Annotated in this window: 16 protein-coding genes; 9 read left to right on the top strand and 7 right to left on the bottom strand. The window is 73.7% G+C overall.

What is annotated here, in order from left to right; all coding sequences use genetic code 11:
- The 4 genes from PINTE_RS15210 to PINTE_RS15195 form a co-directional block, all read left to right on the top strand.
- Nucleotides 1-1096, top strand: a 1096-nt coding sequence (locus PINTE_RS15210; protein ID WP_068432482.1) for a cryptochrome/photolyase family protein, incomplete at its 5' end; no start/stop codon positions are given.
- A gap of 165 nt (nt 1097-1261) precedes the next feature.
- On the top strand, nt 1262-2551 hold the full coding sequence (locus tag PINTE_RS15205) for an NAD(P)/FAD-dependent oxidoreductase (RefSeq protein WP_068432474.1): 1290 nt from the start codon (nt 1262-1264) through the stop codon (nt 2549-2551).
- Nucleotides 2548-3270 (top strand): CPBP family intramembrane glutamic endopeptidase, encoded by a 723-nt coding sequence (locus tag PINTE_RS15200; protein WP_068432463.1) that lies wholly within the window; start codon nt 2548-2550, stop codon nt 3268-3270. The genes PINTE_RS15205 and PINTE_RS15200 overlap by 4 nt, the downstream gene beginning before the upstream one ends.
- Nucleotides 3271-3272: 2 nt before the next feature.
- Nucleotides 3273-4688, top strand: a complete 1416-nt coding sequence (locus PINTE_RS15195) for a tryptophan-rich sensory protein (RefSeq protein WP_068432459.1) — start codon at nt 3273-3275, stop codon at nt 4686-4688.
- A 387-nt stretch (nt 4689-5075) separates the two neighbouring features.
- Here the strand turns inward: PINTE_RS15195 and era are convergent, their stop codons facing one another.
- The 4 genes from era to PINTE_RS15175 are packed head-to-tail and all read right to left on the bottom strand — an operon-like array spanning nt 5076 to nt 8923.
- Nucleotides 5076-6023 (bottom strand): GTPase Era, encoded by a 948-nt coding sequence (gene era / locus PINTE_RS15190; protein ID WP_068432454.1) that lies wholly within the window; start codon nt 6021-6023, stop codon nt 5076-5078.
- Nucleotides 6020-7315 carry a hemolysin family protein gene (locus tag PINTE_RS15185; RefSeq protein ID WP_068432450.1) on the bottom strand — a complete coding sequence of 432 codons (1296 nt, stop codon included), beginning with the start codon at nt 7313-7315 and terminating at the stop codon, nt 6020-6022. Before PINTE_RS15185 ends, era begins: the two co-directional genes overlap by 4 nt.
- A gap of 28 nt (nt 7316-7343) precedes the next feature.
- Complete coding sequence (gene ybeY, locus PINTE_RS15180) at nt 7344-7805, bottom strand: rRNA maturation RNase YbeY (RefSeq protein WP_068432448.1); 462 nt, start codon at nt 7803-7805, stop codon at nt 7344-7346.
- The gene (locus PINTE_RS15175; RefSeq protein WP_068432445.1) at nt 7802-8923 is read right to left on the bottom strand and encodes a PhoH family protein; all 1122 of its coding nucleotides are present in this window, start codon (nt 8921-8923) and stop codon (nt 7802-7804) included. Before PINTE_RS15175 ends, ybeY begins: the two co-directional genes overlap by 4 nt.
- A gap of 314 nt (nt 8924-9237) precedes the next feature.
- On the opposite strand from PINTE_RS15175, the gene PINTE_RS15170 reads away from it, so the two are divergent.
- Complete coding sequence (locus PINTE_RS15170; RefSeq protein ID WP_306304865.1) at nt 9238-9840, top strand: GNAT family N-acetyltransferase; 603 nt, start codon at nt 9238-9240, stop codon at nt 9838-9840.
- A gap of 35 nt (nt 9841-9875) precedes the next feature.
- Here PINTE_RS15170 and PINTE_RS15165 read toward each other — a convergent pair whose 3' ends face one another.
- Genes PINTE_RS15165 through hrcA form a run of 3 tightly spaced genes read right to left on the bottom strand, consistent with a single transcriptional unit; the run spans nt 9876 to nt 12838 of the window.
- Nucleotides 9876-10613: a 16S rRNA (uracil(1498)-N(3))-methyltransferase gene (locus PINTE_RS15165; RefSeq protein ID WP_068432442.1), complete on the bottom strand. Its 738-nt coding sequence runs from the start codon at nt 10611-10613 to the stop codon at nt 9876-9878.
- Between the two features lie 12 nt (nt 10614-10625).
- Complete coding sequence (gene dnaJ / locus PINTE_RS15160) at nt 10626-11750, bottom strand: molecular chaperone DnaJ (RefSeq protein WP_068432440.1); 1125 nt, start codon at nt 11748-11750, stop codon at nt 10626-10628.
- A 17-nt stretch (nt 11751-11767) separates the two neighbouring features.
- Complete coding sequence (gene hrcA / locus PINTE_RS15155; RefSeq protein WP_068432439.1) at nt 11768-12838, bottom strand: heat-inducible transcriptional repressor HrcA; 1071 nt, start codon at nt 12836-12838, stop codon at nt 11768-11770.
- A 62-nt stretch (nt 12839-12900) separates the two neighbouring features.
- Here hrcA and PINTE_RS15150 point away from each other — a divergent pair, with 62 nt between their 5' ends.
- The 4 genes from PINTE_RS15150 to PINTE_RS15135 form a co-directional block, all read left to right on the top strand.
- The gene (locus PINTE_RS15150) at nt 12901-13821 is read left to right on the top strand and encodes a DUF3097 domain-containing protein (RefSeq protein ID WP_068432437.1); all 921 of its coding nucleotides are present in this window, start codon (nt 12901-12903) and stop codon (nt 13819-13821) included.
- Complete coding sequence (locus tag PINTE_RS15145; RefSeq protein WP_068432433.1) at nt 13818-14732, top strand: NUDIX hydrolase; 915 nt, start codon at nt 13818-13820, stop codon at nt 14730-14732. Before PINTE_RS15150 ends, PINTE_RS15145 begins: the two co-directional genes overlap by 4 nt.
- A 117-nt stretch (nt 14733-14849) precedes the next feature.
- A complete protein-coding gene (nadA, locus tag PINTE_RS15140) occupies nt 14850-15830 on the top strand; it encodes a quinolinate synthase NadA (protein WP_068432430.1) in 981 nt (326 codons plus the stop codon).
- On the top strand, nt 15827-17138 hold a 1312-nt coding region (locus PINTE_RS15135; protein ID WP_068432428.1), incomplete at its 3' end, for an L-aspartate oxidase. The genes nadA and PINTE_RS15135, both read left to right, overlap by 4 nt.

Genomic DNA, 17138 nt, shown 5'->3' with positions numbered 1-17138 from the left:
CGGCGTGCACGTCAGCGGCGAGTCCACGCCGTACGGCCGGCGCCGCGGCGAGGCGGTGCACGCGGCCCTCGGCGCCCTGCCCGCGGGCGGGGTGCCCGTCGTGGCGACCGGTACCCCGTACGCGATCTCCCCGGGCCGGATCCGCACCCAGGCCGGCACGCCCTATCAGGTGTTCACCCCGTTCGCGCGGGCCTGGCGCGCCCACGGCCACCCCGGCCCCGCCGCCGCTCCTGCGGGCGTGCGCTGGCTCACCGGCGTCCCGAGCGACGACCTGCCGCCCCCGGTCGCGCAGGAGCTGCCGTCGAGCCACCCGCGCCAGGCCTGGCGCGACTTCCTCGACGCCGGCCTCGCCGACTACGACACGGCCCGCGACCGACCCGATCTCGACGCCACCTCACGGGTCTCCGAACACCTGAAGTTCGGGGCGCTGCACCCGCGCACGCTGCTCGCCGATATCGCCGCCCACCGCGCGGCCGGCAGCACCGCGGCCCGCCGGTTCGTCGACCAGCTCATCTGGCGCGAGTTCTACGCCGACGTGCTGTGGCACCGGCCCGAATCCGCCTGGCACGATCTGCGCCCGCTCGGCGACATCGGCACCGACCCCGACGCCGACGAGCAGACCGCGCTCCGCTGGGACGCCTGGTGCGCGGGCCGCACCGGCTATCCCTACGTCGACGCCGGGATGCGCCAGCTGCTCGCGCAGGGCTGGATGCACAACCGGCTGCGGATGGTCACCGCCTCCTTCCTCGTCAAGGACCTGCACATCCGCTGGCAGCACGGCGCCCGCTTCTTCCTCGCGCACCTGCGCGACGGGGATCTCGCCTCGAACAACCACGGCTGGCAGTGGGCCGCCGGCACCGGCACCGACGCCGCGCCCTACGTGCGGGTGTTCAACCCCATCACCCAGGGGAGGCGTTTCGACCCCGACGGCGACTACGTGCGCCGCCACGTGCCCGAACTCGCCCACGTCGCCGGAGCCGCCGCCCACGAGCCGTGGGACGCCGCCGACGGCTACACCCACGGGTATCCGCAGCGGATCGTCGACCACGCCGCCGAGCGCCGCGAGGCCCTGCGCCGCTTTCACGAGGTGTCGTGACACACGAGGCCCACACGAGGCTCACACGAGGCTCACAGCAAGCCCACGCGGGGCCCGGGCGCGTCGCGGGGGCGTTGAGCGCGCAGCCACGCCCGTCCCGGGTGAGACTGAGCGCTGGGCCGATCTCACCCGAGCCGGGCGACCGCACCGACAGCAGGAGGACCCATGGATACCGATGTCGTCATCGCCGGAGCAGGACTGGCCGGCCTGACCTGTGCCCGGCACCTCGCCGACGCCGGCCTCGACGTGCGCGTCCTCGAGGCGGGCGATGACGTCGGCGGCCGCGTGCGCACCGACGTCATCGACGGGTTCCGCTGCGACCGCGGGTTCCAGCTGCTCAACCCCGCCTACCCCGCCGTGCGCGACGAGGTCGACGTGCGCCGGCTCGGACTCGGCACGTTCGAGCGCGGCGTCGCGGTGCGCCGCGACGACGGCCTGACGCACCTGACCGTCAGCCCGCGCGCCCTCGCCCACGCGGCGCCCGCCTCGGTCTCCTCGATGGCCTCCCTCATGCAGGGTCCCTACCTGCGCCCGCAGTCGATGCGCGAGCTGGCCGCGCTGACGCGGTGGTCGGCGCCGGCGCTGGGCCCGGTGGCGCGGCTGCTGCGCCAGCGCGACACCACGCTGCGCGACAGCTGGGACGACGCCGGGTTTCGCGGCCGCTTCCGCACCGAGGTCTTCGAGCCCTTCCTCGCGGGGGTCGTGCTCGAGCGGGACGGCTCGACGTCGGCCAACTTCGCGCGGCTGCTCGTGCGCGCCTTCGCGCTGGGCACCCCGGGCGTGCCCGCCCAGGGCATGTCCGCCCTGCCGCACCAGCTCGCGGCACCGGTCACCGGGGCGATCGAGCTGGGCTGCCGCGTCGCGGCCGTCACCCGGGACGACAGCGGCGGGGTGCGCGTCGACACCGGCTCCGGGCCGGTGCGAGCGCGGGCAGCCGTCGTGGCGTGTGACCCGGTGACCGCCGGCGAGCTCCTCGACATCGAGGTGCCGGCCGGCAAGGGCGTGACCACCTGGTGGTTCGCCACCGACTCCGATCCCGGTGACCGGGCGATCCTGCACCTCGACGGGCGCTCCCAGCCCGGGCCGCTGGTCAACGTCGCGGTGATGACCAACGCCGCGCCCTCCTACGCGCCACCCGGATGGCACCTCGTGCAGGCCAGCGCCCTGAGCGCCGACGCCGACCTGCCGACCGAGGCGGTGCTCGCGCAGGTGGGCGCGGTGCTCGGGGTGCCGACGAACGGCTGGCGTCTCGTGACCCGCCACGACGTGCCGTACGCCCTGCCCAGCCAGTCGCCACCGCTGCGGGTGCGCCGCGACGTCGACCTCGGGGACGGCGTGTACGTGTGCGGTGACCACCGCGACACCGCCTCCATCCAGGGGGCGATCGTCTCCGGACGCCGCACTGCGCGGGCGGTGGCGCGTCGCCTGCAGCCCACGGCTCGCGGTCCAGCATGATCAATCCGGTCAGCGAGCTGCGGGCCTTCGTCACAGCAGCCCTGTTCTCCCCCGTTCCGCGCGATCACGCTCAGACCGACGCGGCGTTCCGGCGCCGCCGGGTCGTGGCCGCCGCCACCCTCGTCGTCGGCGGCGTGTTGCTCTTCGTGAGCCTGCGCGTGCCGCCCGGCGACCCGGCGTTCTACGCCTGGACGCTGGCCCTGGCCGCCGTGTGGACGGTCGGTGCGTTCGCCTCCGGGCCGCTGCACCTGGGCCATTCCTGGACCCGCACCGGCGACATCGCGCGTCCCGTCGTGCAGTCCGCGGCGCTCGCGGCCCTGCTCGTCGCGCTCTTCCTCGTCGGCGCCGTCGTCGTCGCGGGTATCCCCGTGCTGCGCGGCCCCGTCGACGGGCTCCTCGACCATGCCCGGTTCGGCTCGCTGCCGGTGGTCGCGATCGTCACGGCAGTCAACGGCATCGGCGAGGAGCTGTACTTCCGCGGCGCCCTGTTCGCCGCAATCGGCCGCCGCCACGCGGTGGCGGTCTCGACCGTGCTGTACATGCTTGTCACGCTCGCCAGCGGGGTGCCGCTGCTCGTGCTCGCGGCCGGTGTGCTCGGCGTCGTCACCGCCCTGCAGCGCCGCGTGACCGGCGGTGTGCTCGGCCCGATCCTCGTGCACGTCGCGTGGTCGATGTCGATGCTTTTCCTGCTTCCTCCCGTTCTCGACACCCTGAGGTGAACATGACCGTTTCGTCCACCGGCGCGCAGGCCCGCACGGCACTGGTCACCGGCGCCACCGGCTACATCGGCGGGCTGCTCGTCCCCCGACTCCTGGAGGCGGGGTGGCGGGTGCGCGTGCTGACCCGCGACGCCGCGAAGATCACCGACCTGCCGTGGGGTTCGCGCGTGGAGGCGGTCGAGGCCGACGCGAGCGACGCCGACGCGCTGGGCACGGCGATGGCCGGGGTCGACGTCGCCTGGTACCTGCTGCACTCGATGGGTGCCGGTGGCGACTTCGCGCGCCGCGACCGGGAATTGGCGGCCACATTCGGCGACGCGGCCCGCGCGGCCGGGGTCTCGCGCATCGTCTACCTCGGCGGGCTGCACCCCCGCGGCGAGCTGTCGGCGCACCTGGCCTCGCGGGTCGAGGTCGGCGAGGTGCTCATGGCCTCGGGCGTGCCGACGGCGTGTCTGCAGGCCGCGGTCGTGCTGGGAGACGGGTCGATCAGCTTCGAGATGCTGCGGCACCTCACCGAGCGGTTGCCGGCGATGATCGCGCCGAAGTGGCTGCGCAACCTCATCCAGCCGATCGCCGTCGACGACGTGCTGCACTACCTCGTCGCCGCGGCCGACCTGCCGGCGGACGTCAACCGCACCTTCGACATCGGCGGGCCAGACGTGCTCAGCTACGCGGACATGATTCGTCGGTTCGCGCGCGTCACCGGGCTGCTGCCGCGCGTCGTGGTGACCGTGCCGGTGCTGACTCCCGGGCTGGCCAGCCATTGGATCGGGCTGGTCACGCCCGTCGATGCCGGGGTCGCCAAACCGCTGGTCGGCAGCCTCGTGCACGAGGTGGTGTGCCGCGAGCGCGACCTCGACGACCTGGTCGGGGCGCCGCCCGGCGGGGTCACGGGCTTCGATGAGGCGGTCCGGCGCGCGATGCGCACCGCGCCGCCGCAGCGGGGGCCGCGCACGCTGGCGTTGACCGGCGCGATGACGACGGCCGCCGCGGTCGCCGGGTCGATCGCCTCCGACCCCGGCTCCGCCTGGTACCGCGGCATCGACAAGCCCGCCTGGCAGCCTCCGGCCCTTGCGTTTCCGGTGGTGTGGACGGCGCTGTACGCCGACATCGCCGGTACCAGCGCCTCGGTCATCCGCACGCTGGAGGACTCCGGCCGCGAGTCGGGGGCGCGTCGGTTCACCACGGCCCTCGGGGTGAACCTCGTGCTCAACGCCGCGTGGAGCGCGCTGTTCTTCCGGGCGCACCGCCCCGACGTCGCCACGCTCGGAGCCGGGCTGCTCGCCGCGAGCAGCGCCGACCTCGCCCGCCGCGCGGGTGCCGCCGGACGCGGCCACGCCGGGTGGCTGGCTCCGTACGCGGGATGGTGCGCGTTCGCGACGCTGCTGTCCGCCGAGATCTGGCGGCGCAACCGATAGGGCTGGTGGCGGGCGGCTGACTCGGCGGGCGGGCGGCTGCCTCGGCGGGCGCGCGACGCCGCGCGGCCAGCGTCTGTGCCGGCGATCCCGCCTCACCGGACGCCCACAGCCTGGTTCCGCGCCGACGATCCCGCCTCACGGGACGCCCATCTCGGCGGTCGGGACGGGACCGTCCGACTCCCGCCGGACCACCTCCGCGGAGGCGGCTCAGCGGCGCCAGGCCGGTCCAGTCCGACGGCACAGGCTCCCGTGCGAAACGGAGGCCCTGAAAGGGGTTCGCCGAGCTGCGGCGACGGGCGAGGGCGTCGCGGAGGCGCCGGGCGGGCCTCGCTGGGGCCGCCCGGGCTAGGGACCCTCGCCGAGGCCATCCAGCGCCCAGGCGCTGACTCAGAAGCCGAGGCGCCGCAGCTGCTTGGGGTCGCGCTGCCAGTCCTTGGCGACCTTGACGTGCAGGTCGAGGTGCACGCGCTGACCGAGGAGGGCCTCGATGCTCGTGCGGGCGCGGGTGCCGACGTCGCGCAGGCGGGAGCCGCCGCGGCCGATGACGATGGCTTTCTGGGAGTCGCGCTCGACGAAGACGTTGACGCGCACGTCGAGCAGTGGCTTGTCGGCGGGGCGGCCCTCGCGCGGCACCATCTCCTCGACGACGACCGCGAGACTGTGCGGCAGCTCGTCGCGCACGCCCTCGAGCGCGGCCTCGCGCACGAGCTCGGCGACCATGACCGTCTCCGGCTCGTCGGTGAGCACGCCGTCGGGGTAGAGCTGCGGCGAGACCGGCAGGTGGGCCACGAGTTCGTCGACGACCTCGCTCACCTGGTCGCCGCGGGTGGCCGAGCACGGCACGATGGCGTCCCACTGCCCGAGCCGGTCGACGGCGATGAGGTGCTCGGCCAGACGCGCCTTGTCGACGAGGTCCGACTTCGTCGCGATCGCCACGACCGGCCGCCGCCGCCCGCGCCGCAGCTCGGCGAGCTCGGCGGCGATGAACTGGTCGCCGGGCCCGATCCGCTGGTCGGCGGGCAGGCAGAAGCCGATGACGTCGACCTCGAGGAGGGTCTCGCGCACGAGGTCGTTGAGGCGTTCGCCGAGCAGGGTGCGCGGTTTGTGCAGGCCGGGGGTGTCGACGAGGATCAGCTGCGCGGCCGGGGTGGTCAGCACGCCGCGGATCGTGTGCCGGGTGGTCTGCGGCTTGCTCGAGGTGATCGCGACCTTCTCGCCCACCAGCGCGTTCGTCAGCGTCGACTTGCCGGCGTTCGGCCTCCCGATGAGGCAGGCGAAGCCCGCCCGGTAGTCGGGCGGCGGGTCGGTCGGGAAGGCCGCTGGGGAGTCGGTCACGACGGGTCTCCTTCGCTCGGCGCCTCGTCGTCGGGCAGTCGGCGCACGACGATGCTGGCGATGCGGTGGCGGCGCCCGGCCATCCGTTCGGCGGTCAGTTCGAGCCCCTCGACGACGCCGGTGGCGCCGAGGATCGGCACCCGCCCGATGGCCTTGGTGAGCAGCCCGCCGACGGTGTCGACGTCGTCGATGTCGTCGTCCTGCAGGTCGATGTCGAAGTACTCGGCGAAGTCGTCGACGTGCATCGTGGCGGGCACGCGGGTGGTGCCGTCGGGCAGCTCCTCGACGCCGGGCCCCTCGCGGTCGTACTCATCGGAGATCTCGCCGACGATCTCCTCGATGAGGTCCTCGATCGTCACCAGGCCTGCGGTGCCGCCGTATTCGTCGACGACGATCGCCATGTGGATCTGGTCCTGCTGCATCTCGCGCATGAGCGCGCCGACGGGCTTGCTCTCGGGGGTGAACGGCACCGGCCGCATCACGTCGCGCACTTCGACGGTGACGGCGTGCGGGTTGTCGTGGATGCGGGCCGCGACGTCCTTGAAGTACAGCAGACCGACGGGGTCGTCGGCGTCCTCCCCGATGACCGGCACCCGCGAGAACCCGCCGCGCAGGAACAGCGACATGCCCTGGCGCAGGCGCTTGTCCTGCTCGATGGTGATCATGTCGGGCCGGGGCACCATGACCTCGCGCACGAGGGTGTCGCCGAGTTCGAAGACGGAGTGGATCATCTCGCGCTCCTCGTCCTCGATGAGCGCGTTGTCGCCGGCGAGGTCGACGAACTCGCGCAGCTCGGCCTCCGACTGGAACGGGCCGTCGCGAAAGCCCTTGCCGGGGGTCACGGCGTTGCCGACCGTCACGAGGAGCCGGGCCAGCGGGCCGAGCAGGCGACGCAGCCACACGACGGGCCGGGCCGAGGCCAGGGCGATGGCGACGGCGTGCTGACGCCCGAGCGTGCGCGGGCTGACTCCGACGATGACGAACGACGCGAGCACCATGCAGCCGATCGCGGCGGTCAGCACCTCCCACACGTCGTCGAAGTAGCGGTAGGCGAGGATCGTGGCGACGACGGCGGCGGTCATCTCGAGGGTGACCCGCACGAACGTCGTCACCGACAGGTAGCCCGCGCTGTCGGTGGTGATCGTCACGAGGAAGTGGGCGCCGCGCCGCCCCTCGTCGGCCAGTTCCTGCGCGCCGCCGCGGGTGACCCGCTGCAGCGCCGCCTCGGTCGCGGCCAGCAGGAACGCCAGCACGAGGCAGAGCACGAACGCGACTGCGAAGCCGCCGGTCACGGGGGCCCGCCGACGGATTCGGCGCCGCTCATGAGCGACCGCGGCCCGCGAGGAAGGTGAGCAGCAGCGTGCGCTGCAGCTCGAACATCTCCTTTTCCTCCTCGGCCTCGGCGTGATCGAAGCCGAGCAGGTGCAGGATGCCGTGGGTCGTGAGGAGCAGCAGCTCCTCCTCGGTGGTGTGACCCGCCTCGCTGGCCTGGGCCTGCGCGACCGTGGGGCACAGCACGACGTCGCCGAGGATGCCTTCGACGGGGTCGACGCCGTCGCGGCCGGGGCGCAGCTCGTCCATGGGGAAGCTCATGACGTCGGTGGGACCGGGCAGGTCCATCCACTGCACGTGCAGCACCTCCATCGCGGGCTCGTCGACGAGCTTGATGCACAGCTCGGCGCGGGGGTGCACCTTCATGGAGTCGAGCACGTAGCGGGCGCACTGGGCGAGCTCGACCTCGTCGACCTCGAAGCCCGATTCGTTGAGGACCTCGATGCTCATGGGTTTCTCCGCGGTGGGCGTCGGTGGATGGGCCCGGACTGGCCGCTCGTCTGGCCGCCGGGGTGCGGTCGGGTGGCGTCCCAGCGGCCGTAGGCGTCGACGATCGCCCCGACGAGGCGATGCCGCACGACGTCGTGGGCGGTGAGGTAGGAGAAGTGGATGTCGTCGACGCCGGTGAGGATGTCCTGCACGACCCGCAGCCCCGACTGGGTGTCGCCGGGCAGGTCGACCTGCGTGATGTCGCCGGTGACGACGATCTTGGAGCCGAACCCGAGCCGGGTCAGGAACATCTTCATCTGCTCCGGCGAGGTGTTCTGCGCCTCGTCGAGAATGATGAACGCGTCGTTCAACGACCTTCCGCGCATGTACGCCAGCGGGGCGACCTCGATGGTGCCGGCGGCCATGAGCCGCGGGATCGAGTCGGGGTCGATCATGTCGTGCAGCGCGTCGTACAGCGGCCGCAGGTAGGGGTCGATCTTGTCGTTGAGGGTGCCGGGCAGGAACCCGAGTCGCTCCCCCGCCTCGACGGCCGGGCGGGTGAGGATGATGCGGTTGACCTGCTTGGCCTGCAGCGCCTGCACAGCCTTGGCCATCGCCAGGTACGTCTTGCCGGTACCGGCCGGGCCGATGCCGAACACGATCGTGTGCGCGTCGATCGCGTCGACATAGCGCTTCTGGTTGAGGGTCTTGGGGCGGATCGTGCGGCCGCGATTGGAGACGATGTTCGTGGTCAGCACGTCGGCCGGGCGCTCGCGGGTGCGCTCGCGCAGCATGCGCACGCTGCGCTCGACCGCGTCCCGGTTGAGCGGCTGACCGGCGGCGATGACGACGAGCAGCTCGTCGACGAGCCGCTCGGCGAGGTGCAGGTCGTCGTCGGAGCCGGTGAGGTGCAGCTCGTTGCCGCGGGCCAGCACGTCGAGCCGCGGCAGCTCGCGCTCGATGGTGCGCAGCAGTTCGTCGTGCGGCCCGAGGAGCGTGACCATCGAGACCTCCGGCGGCACGACGATCGTGCGGCGGGCCTCGCCCGCGGGCGTCTGCGGGGTCTGGTCGCCGGTTCGGGAGGGGGCGTCGCCGGCCTCGGAGGCGGGCCGGCGCGGCGCGCGTGGGTTGTCTGTCATCGTGCTGAAAGTCTACGGGGAGGCACCGACAGGCTTGCCGAGGCGGCGTGCCACGCACCCCCGAACGAAGACTGCCCGCGAGAGGAATAACCGGTCGATCGAGGCCGGATCCGGCCGCACCATGGGTGCATGTCCCCCACCGGCCAGGATCTGCTGCGCGCCTACGACGAGCAGTTACGCACCGACGCCGAGACTCCCAGCGCGATCCGGGTGGAGCGTCTCGGTCCGCTGCGGCTCGTGACCTTCGCCGGCGGGAGGGTTTCGTCACCTACCGCGACCTCGGGGGTGCGGACCAGCCGACGATCCGCAGCTGGGTGGAGCAGGCGCTCGCGCGCTACCGGCGCGATGGGGCCTGGCGCGTGGAGTGGAAGACCCGCGGCCACGACCGCGCGCCCGGTCTCAACGAGGCGCTGCTCGACCACGGCTTCGTCGCCGCCGAGCAGGAGGCGATCATGATCGGCCCCGCGCGGGCCCTGGCGATCGAGGTGCCGCTGCCCGCCGGCATCGTCGTGGAGCGCGCGAGCACGTCGACGCAGATCCAGGCGGCGCTGATCGCGCAGGACGAGATCTTCGGCGAGCCGCTGCCACCGGCCGCGCACGAGCGCCTCCTCGAGCGGGCACTCGCCGGTGACGGGGTCGAGATGTGGCTGGCCCGGGCCGGCGACACGGTCGTCAGCGCCGGTCGGCTCGAGCCCGTGGCGGGCACCGACTTCGCCGGCATCTGGGGCGGCGCGACGCGGCCGGAGTGGCGTCACCAGGGCATCTACCGCGCCCTCACCGCCGCGCGGGCCAGTTCGGCGCTGGCGGGCGGCAAGACGCTCATCCACAGCGACTCCACCCCGTTCTCGCAGCCCATCCTGGAGCGCGCCGGCCTTGTCGCCGTCTCTACGACCACCCCGTACTTCTGGCGGCCGTGACGCGGCAGCGTTCATCTCGTCGTCCGAAACCTCGATCACCACCGGGTTCGTGACACCAAGACCGCCAAGGCCGCCGGGCCCGCACTGGAGGCGCGCAGCACCTCGGGGCCGAGCCGCACGGGCACCGCGCCGGCGGCGGCGAGGCGGTCCAGTTCGGCGGGGGCGATGCCGCCCTCGGGGCCGACGGCGATGAGCACGTCCCCGGAGTCGGGCAAGGCCACCTCGGTCAACCGGCGGTCGGCCTCCTCGTGAAGCACGAACGCGAGCGCGCATCCGCCCGCCCGGTCGGCCAAACCGGCGCTCGACACCGGGCCGGAGACCGTCGGCAGCGTCGCGCGCCGCGACTGCTTGCCGGCGGCCCGCACGACCCCGGTCCACTTGGCGAGCGCCTTGGTCTCCTTGCCCGACCAGCGCACGATGCTGCGCTCGGCCTGCCAGGCGATGACCTCGTCGACGCCGAGCTCGGTGGCGGTCTCGATCGCCTGCTCGTCGCGGCCGCCTTTGGCCAGCGCCTGCGCGAGCACGAAGCGAGGGGCCGGCCGCCCGACCGACTCCACGGCAACGACGCGCAGCGCGACCCGGCCGCCGTCGACCGACTCCACACTAGAGTGTGCGATCAAGCCACCTCCGTCGGCGACGAGCAGCTCCTCGCCGACCCGCGCGCGTTTGACCCGCGCGGCATGATGCCCCTCGTCGCCGTCGAGCACGACGACATCCCCGGAGCCGAGCCCGTCGAGCGACCCCGGCTCCACGTAATACAGAGCGGCCGTCACGGGCGCGCCGCCTTACCGGCCGCGGAAGGCGTCGCGCAGCTTGCCGAACAGCCCCGCGTTCTCGACGTGGGTCAGGCTGCCGGTGGGCTGCTCCTCGCCGCGCAGCGCCGACAGCCGGCGCAGCAGGTCTTCCTGCTCGGGCGTGAGCCGGGTCGGCGTCGCGACCTTGAGCTGGGCGATGAGGTCACCGCGGCCCGTGCCGCGCAGGTGCGTGACGCCGTGCCCGCGCAGCGTGTGCACCTCCCCGGACTGGGCGCCGGGGCGCACCTCGAGCTGCTCGACCCCGTCGAGGGTCTCGATCGGGATCGTCGTGCCGAGGGCCGCCGCGGTCATCGGCAGTTCGAGCACGCAGTGCAGGTCGTCGCCGCGGCGCTGGAAGGTCTCGTGCGGGCGCACGAGGATCTCGACGTACAGGTCGCCGGCCGGCCCGGCTCCGGGGCCGATCTCGCCCTCGCCGGCCAGCTGGATGCGGGTGCCGGTGTCGACGCCGGCGGGCACCTTGAGCGTGAGGTTGCGGCGGGTGCGGACCCGGCCGTGGCCGGAGCACTCGAAGCACGGGTTGGGGATGACGGTGCCGAAGCCCTGGCAGTTGGCGCACGGCCGCGACGTCATCACCTGCCCGAGGAAGCTGCGCTGCACCTGCTGCACCTCACCGGAGCCGCCGCACGCGTCGCAGCGGCGCGTGCCGGTGCCGGGCTGGCTACCGTCTCCGTGACACGTGTCGCAGGCCACCGCGGTGTCGACGGTGACCTCCTCCTCGCCGCCGAAGACCGCCGTGCTCAGGTCGATGTCGAGTCGGATGAGCGCGTCCTGCCCGCGCTGGCGGCGCGAGCGCGGCCCGCGGGCCGAGGCGGCCCCGCCGCCGAAGAAGGCGTCCATGATGTCGCTGAACGAGAAGCCCTGGCCGAAGCCGTCGGGCGCGCCCGCGTACGGGTCGGAGCCGGCGTCGAAGGCGCGCTTCTTCGTCGGGTCGGAGAGCACGTCGTAGGCCTGCGAGACCCGCTTGAACTCCTGCTCCGCCTCCGGGCCGGGGTTGACGTCCGGGTGCAGCTTGCGGGCCTTGCGCCGGTAGGCGCGCTTGATCTCCTCCAGCGAGGCATCGCGGGAGACGCCGAGGTCGGCGTAATAGTCGTTCACGAAGCGGTCCTTAGTCCTCAGGAGTCGAGCAGGCGGGAGACGTAGCGGGCAACGGCGCGAACCGATGCCATCGTTCCCGCGTAGTCCATGCGGGTGGGCCCGAGCACCCCCAAGCCGGCGACGACGTCGTCACCGGCACCGTAGCCGGTCGAGACCACGGAGGTCGCGGCGAGTCCGGCGTGCGGATTCTCGTGGCCGATGGTCACGGCGACCCCACCATGCTGCGCCAGCGCCTGCGCGGTCGCCGGGTCGAGCGTGGGGTCGGCCGCCAGTTGGCCGAACAACCCGAGCAGCACCATGTGTTCCTCGAGCGCGTCGAGCACCGGCGAGATCGACAGCGGGAAGTCGGTGCCGAACCGGGCGAGGTTGGCGGTGCCGGCGAGCACCACCCGCTCCTCGCGCTCCTCGACGAGCGAGTCCTGCAGCGCCCGGATGAGGCGGCGGGCCATGTCGCGATCGCCCGGCTCGAGGGAGTCGGGTGTGCTGGCCAACCGTTCGGAGGCGGTCACGAGGCTCTGCCCCACCGCGTCGGCGTTGAACCGGGCCCGGATGCGGGCGAGCATCTCCTCTCCCGCCGCGCTCGTCAGGTCGACGTCGGATTCGACGGTGCGCTGCTCGACGCGGCCGGTGTCGAGGATGAGCACGACCATGGCGCGCGCCGGGCCGATCGGCAGCAGCTCGATGTGCCGCACGCTGGAGCGGCTCAGCGAGGGGTACTGCATGACCGCGACCTGACGGGTCAGCGACGCGAGCAGCCGCACCGTGCGGTCGACGACGTCGTCGAGGTCGACCGCCCCCTGCAGAAACCTGGCGATCGCCGAGCGCTGCGCCTGCGACAGCGGCCGCACGGTGCCCAGCTGGTCGACGAACGCCCGGTACCCGGCGTCGGTGGGCACCCGCCCGGCGCTCGTGTGCGGGGCGGTGATGAGGCCCTCCTCCTCGAGGATCGCCATGTCGTTGCGCACGGTGGCCGCCGAGACCCCCAGCGCGTGGCGTTCGAGCAGCGACTTGCTGCCGACGGGCTCGGAGGTGTCGACGTAGTCCTGCACGATCGCGCGCAGGACGGCGATCCGACGTTCCTGGGTCATGGCGTCCTCCCTTCGGCGCGTTGGCACTCTCGACACATGAGTGCCAAGTTTACGATGCCCGAGTGAACGCCTGGGCTTCTCGATACGATTCCGACCCCCTCGCCGGAGACTGGCGCGCCCGCCATGCCGCCCCGCGGGGGCGCCAACGCGAGGTCGAGGCGCAGGTCGGAATGGTCGTCGAGGACGCCCAGACCGGTTGGTGCGGCGCGGTCGTCGCGGTCGAGAAGGCCGGCGGCATGCGCGTCGTGCACCTGGAGGACCGGCGCGGCGTCGTCAAGGCTTTCCCGCTCGGCCCCGGTTTCCTCCTCGACGGGGCGCCGGTGCTGCTCACTCCCCCGACCGCCGCCGCCCGCGAGGCCCTCGCCCGGCAGCAGGCGGCCGGAGCCCGCACCGCCAGCGGCTCGCGGGCCGTCTCCGGGGCGTCGGCGCGGGTGGCGACGGCCTCGCGGCTGTTCGTCGAGGGCCGTCACGACGCCGAACTCGTCGAGAAGGTGTGGGGCGACGACCTGCGCGTCGAGGGGGTCGTCGTCGAGATGCTCGACGGCGTCGACGATCTCGCGGCCGTCATCCGCGACTTCGCGCCCACGGCGCGGCGGCGCATGGGCGTGCTCGTCGATCACCTCGTGCCCGGCACCAAGGAGTCGCGGATCGTCGCGGCCGCGCAACGGGTCAGCCCCGAGCACGTGCTCATCGTCGGCCACCCCTACGTCGACGTGTGGCAGTCGGTGCGCCCCGAGCGGCTCGGCATGGACTCCTGGCCGGTCATCGAGCGCGGCCGCTCCTGGAAGCACGGGGTGCTGGCGCATCTCGGGTGGCCTGCCGCCACGCAGGCCGACGTGGCGGCCGGGTGGAAGCGCATCCTGGGTAGCGTGCGCACGTACGCCGATCTGCAGCCCGAACTCCTCGGCCGCGTCGAGGAACTCATCGACTTCGTGACCGCGCCGACCGTGCCGAGCGCGCCGGCCGCCGACGAGTCACCATGAGCGGCTCGGGCGTGTCGACCGAGCTGGTCGCGGTCGTCGTCGCGGTCCGCGGCGGGCTCCCGCACGTGTTGACCCGGCCGACCGACGAGGGGTCGGCGGCCCTACCGTCCGGACCGTTGCGTCCCGGGCGCTCGCTGCAGGCGAGCACCCGGGAGTGGGTGGAGACCCAGACCGGGCTGCGGCTCGGGCACGTCGAGCAGCTCTACACGTTCGCCGACCGTGAGCGCGTCGAGGCCGACCACCGCGTCATCTCCGTCACCTACCTCGGCCTGACCCGCGGCGAGGGCACGCAGGTGGGCTGGTCGGGCTGGTACGAGCACTTCCCGTGGGAGGACCGCCGCCTGGGTTCCGGCGACGCCGCCCGCGCCGAGCTCGTCGCGGCCCTCATGGACTGGGCCGGCGACGAGCCCGAGCTCTCCGCCGAGCGGCGCGCCCGCTGCGGCGCCGTCTTCGGGCTCGCGGGCGCGGACTGGCTCCCGGACCTGTGCCTGCAACGCTACGAACTCCTCTGGGAGGCGGGCCTGGTCGCCGAGTCCGCGGGCCGCACCGACGCGGTCGTCGCCGACCCCGCCGTCTCCGGGGTCGCGCTGCCGCACGACCACCGGCGGATCCTGGCCACCGGCATGGCCCGGCTCCGCGCGACGATCCAGTACCGGCCGGTCGTCTTCGAGCTGCTGCCGGACTCGTTCACGCTCGGCGAGCTGCAGGCCTGCGTGGAGGCGGTCGCCGGCACCCGGGTGCACACCCAGAACTTCCGGCGCCTCACCCAGCAGCAGCACCTCGTCGAGGAGACCGGCGAGGTCGACGCCGGCACCGGCGGCCGCCCCGCCCGGCTGTTCCGCTTCCGCCGCGAGGTGCACACCCAGCGTCAGCTCGTCGGCACGAAGCTGCCCATCCCCCGCCGCCGCTGACCGGGGTGGACAACGTCGCACAGGACCCTTATGCTCACGCTCAGCATTACGCTTTGCTCACCGTGAGCATAAGGGCTCGCGGTGATCGACCGGCTGGAACCGACTCCAGGAGTCACCATGACCGATATCGCCATCCGCCCCGACGCGCTCTACGACCGGGTCCGCCACGCGGTGCCACGGGTCGAGTGGGACGCCTCGTTCGCCGACGACGCCGAGGCGATCGTGCAGCTCAAGCGGGAGCGCAACGCGGTGATCCTGGCGCACAACTACCAGACGCCGGAGATCTTCCACGGGGTCGCCGACGTCGTCGGCGACAGCCTCGCGCTGGCGCGGGAGGCCCAGGCCGTCGACGCCGACGTCATCGTGCTGGCCGGCGTGCACTTCATGGCCGAGACCGCCAAGCTGCTCAACCCGGGCAAGACCGTGCTCATCCCCGACCCGGAGGCGGGCTGCAGCCTCGCCGAGAGCATCACCGCCGCCGACGTGCGCGCGCTCAAGGCCGCCCACCCCGGCGTGCCGGTCGTCACCTACGTCAACACGAGCGCCGCCGTGAAGGCCGAGAGCGACGTGTGCTGCACCTCCGGCAACGCGGTCAAGGTCATCGAGAGCCTCGGCGTCGAGCGGGTCATCATGATCCCCGACGAGTACCTCGCCCAGAACATCGCCGCCCAGACCGGCGTCGAGGTCATCACGTGGCCCGGGCACTGCGAGGTGCACGAGCGGTTCACCCCCGCCGACATCCGCGGCATCCGCGACGCCAACCCCGGCGTCGTCGTGCTCGCCCACCCCGAGTGCCCGCCGGAGGTCGTCGCCGAGGCCGACCTCGCCGGCTCCACGGCGCAGATGCAGGCCTACGTCGAGCAGCGCGCGCCGCGCCGGCTCGCGCTCATCACCGAGTGCTCGATGAGCGACAACCTCGCGGCGCTGCACCCGCAGGTCGAGATGATCCGCCCCTGCGCGATGTGCCCGCACATGAAGCGCAGCACCCTGGCGAAGATCCGCCACAGCCTGGAGACGATGACCACCGAGGTCACCATCGAACCGGCCGTCGCCGACCGCGCCCGGGCCAGCGTCGACGCGATGCTGGCGCTCTCATGAGCCGCCACGAGACCTGCCCCGGCGCCCTCGTCGTCGGAGCCGGGCTGGCCGGCCTCGCCACGGCCCTCGAGCTCGCCGACCGCGGCGTGCCCGCGACCGTGCTGTGCCCGTGGACCCCCGGCGAGCACACGAGCAGCGAACTCGCCCAGGGCGGGATCGCCGCGGCGGTCGGCGACGGGGACGACCCGAGCCTGCACGCCGCCGACACCGTGCGCGCCGGCGCCGGGCTCGTCGACCCCGTCGTCGCGGCGACGATCACCGCCGCGGGACCCGCCGTCATCGAGCGACTGCGCGCGTGGGGCGCGCGCTTCGACACCGACGAGCACGGGCTGCTGAGGCTCGGCCTCGAGGGTGCGCACGGCCGTCCCCGGATCGTGCACGCGGCCGGAGACGGCACGGGCGCGGTCGTCACGGCCGCCGCGGCCGCCGCGGCGGCGACCCACCCGCTGGTGACGATCCGGCCCGGAACCCGGGTGCGCCGCCTCCTGACCTCGTCGCACACTATTGTGGGCGTTCAGGCGGAGGACGCGGCCGGGCCGGTGACGATCGCGGCGCGCGCCGTCGTGCTGGCCACCGGCGGCATCGGCGGACTGTTCGCGCACACGACGAACCCGCTGGACTCCTGGGGCGCCGGCCTCGCGCTCGGTCTGCGCGCGGGCGCCCGGGTGCGCGACCTGGAGCTCGTGCAGTTCCATCCGACCGCGCTGGCCGTCGGGTCCGAGCCGATGCCGCTGGTCAGCGAGGCGGTGCGCGGCGAGGGTGCGCAGCTCGTCCTCGCGGACGGCAGCCCCGCACTGCCCGACCCGCTGGCCGGTCGCGACATCGTCGCCCGCGGGGTCTGGGCCGCGCTGCGCGCCGGGCACCGCGTCTATCTCGACACCCCCGGCGCGCTCGGGGCGCAGATGCCGGCGCGCTTCCCGGCCATCACCGCCGCCTGCCGCGCCGCCGGGCTCGACCCGGTGCGCGAGCCGATCCCGGTGCGCCCCGCGGCGCACTACCACATGGGCGGGCTCGTCGTCGACGCTGCCGGCCGCACCGACGTCACAGGATTGTGGGCGATCGGCGAGGTGGCGAGCACCGGCCTGCACGGCGCCAACCGCCTCGCGAGCAACAGCCTCCTGGAGGCGGTCGTCGCCGGGCCGGCGCTGGCCGCCGCGCTCGCCGACTCCCTGGCCGATTCGCCGGCCGGTGCTCGACCGTCGCCGCGGCCCGGCGGCGAGGCGCCCGAGGCGCACGTCGGGCGGCCCGCCCGAGCGGACCGGCTCCTGCTCGAGGAGGCCGCCGGGGTGCTGCGCGACGGGCCGACGC

Origin of the sequence: Piscicoccus intestinalis NBRC 104926 (genome assembly GCF_001515525.1) — a bacterium.
Classification (GTDB): Bacteria; Actinomycetota; Actinomycetes; order Actinomycetales; family Dermatophilaceae; genus Kineosphaera; species Kineosphaera intestinalis.
The sequence above is the reverse complement of the archived record's forward strand: the minus strand, read 5'-3'. Positions and strand labels throughout refer to the sequence as shown.

What these genes read in the sequence shown, in the direction of transcription:
- PINTE_RS15205 (WP_068432474.1), top strand. Translation starts at nt 1,262, where the DNA reads ATGGATACCGATGTCGTCATCGCCGGAGCAGGACTGGCCGGCCTGACC.
- PINTE_RS15200 (WP_068432463.1), top strand. Translation starts at nt 2,548, where the DNA reads ATGATCAATCCGGTCAGCGAGCTGCGGGCCTTCGTCACAGCAGCCCTG.
- PINTE_RS15195 (WP_068432459.1), top strand. Translation starts at nt 3,273, where the DNA reads ATGACCGTTTCGTCCACCGGCGCGCAGGCCCGCACGGCACTGGTCACC.
- ybeY (WP_068432448.1), bottom strand. Translation starts at nt 7,805, where the DNA reads ATGAGCATCGAGGTCCTCAACGAATCGGGCTTCGAGGTCGACGAGGTC.
- PINTE_RS15175 (WP_068432445.1), bottom strand. Translation starts at nt 8,923, where the DNA reads ATGACAGACAACCCACGCGCGCCGCGCCGGCCCGCCTCCGAGGCCGGC.
- hrcA (WP_068432439.1), bottom strand. Translation starts at nt 12,838, where the DNA reads ATGACCCAGGAACGTCGGATCGCCGTCCTGCGCGCGATCGTGCAGGAC.
- PINTE_RS15145 (WP_068432433.1), top strand. Translation starts at nt 13,818, where the DNA reads ATGAGCGGCTCGGGCGTGTCGACCGAGCTGGTCGCGGTCGTCGTCGCG.
- nadA (WP_068432430.1), top strand. Translation starts at nt 14,850, where the DNA reads ATGACCGATATCGCCATCCGCCCCGACGCGCTCTACGACCGGGTCCGC.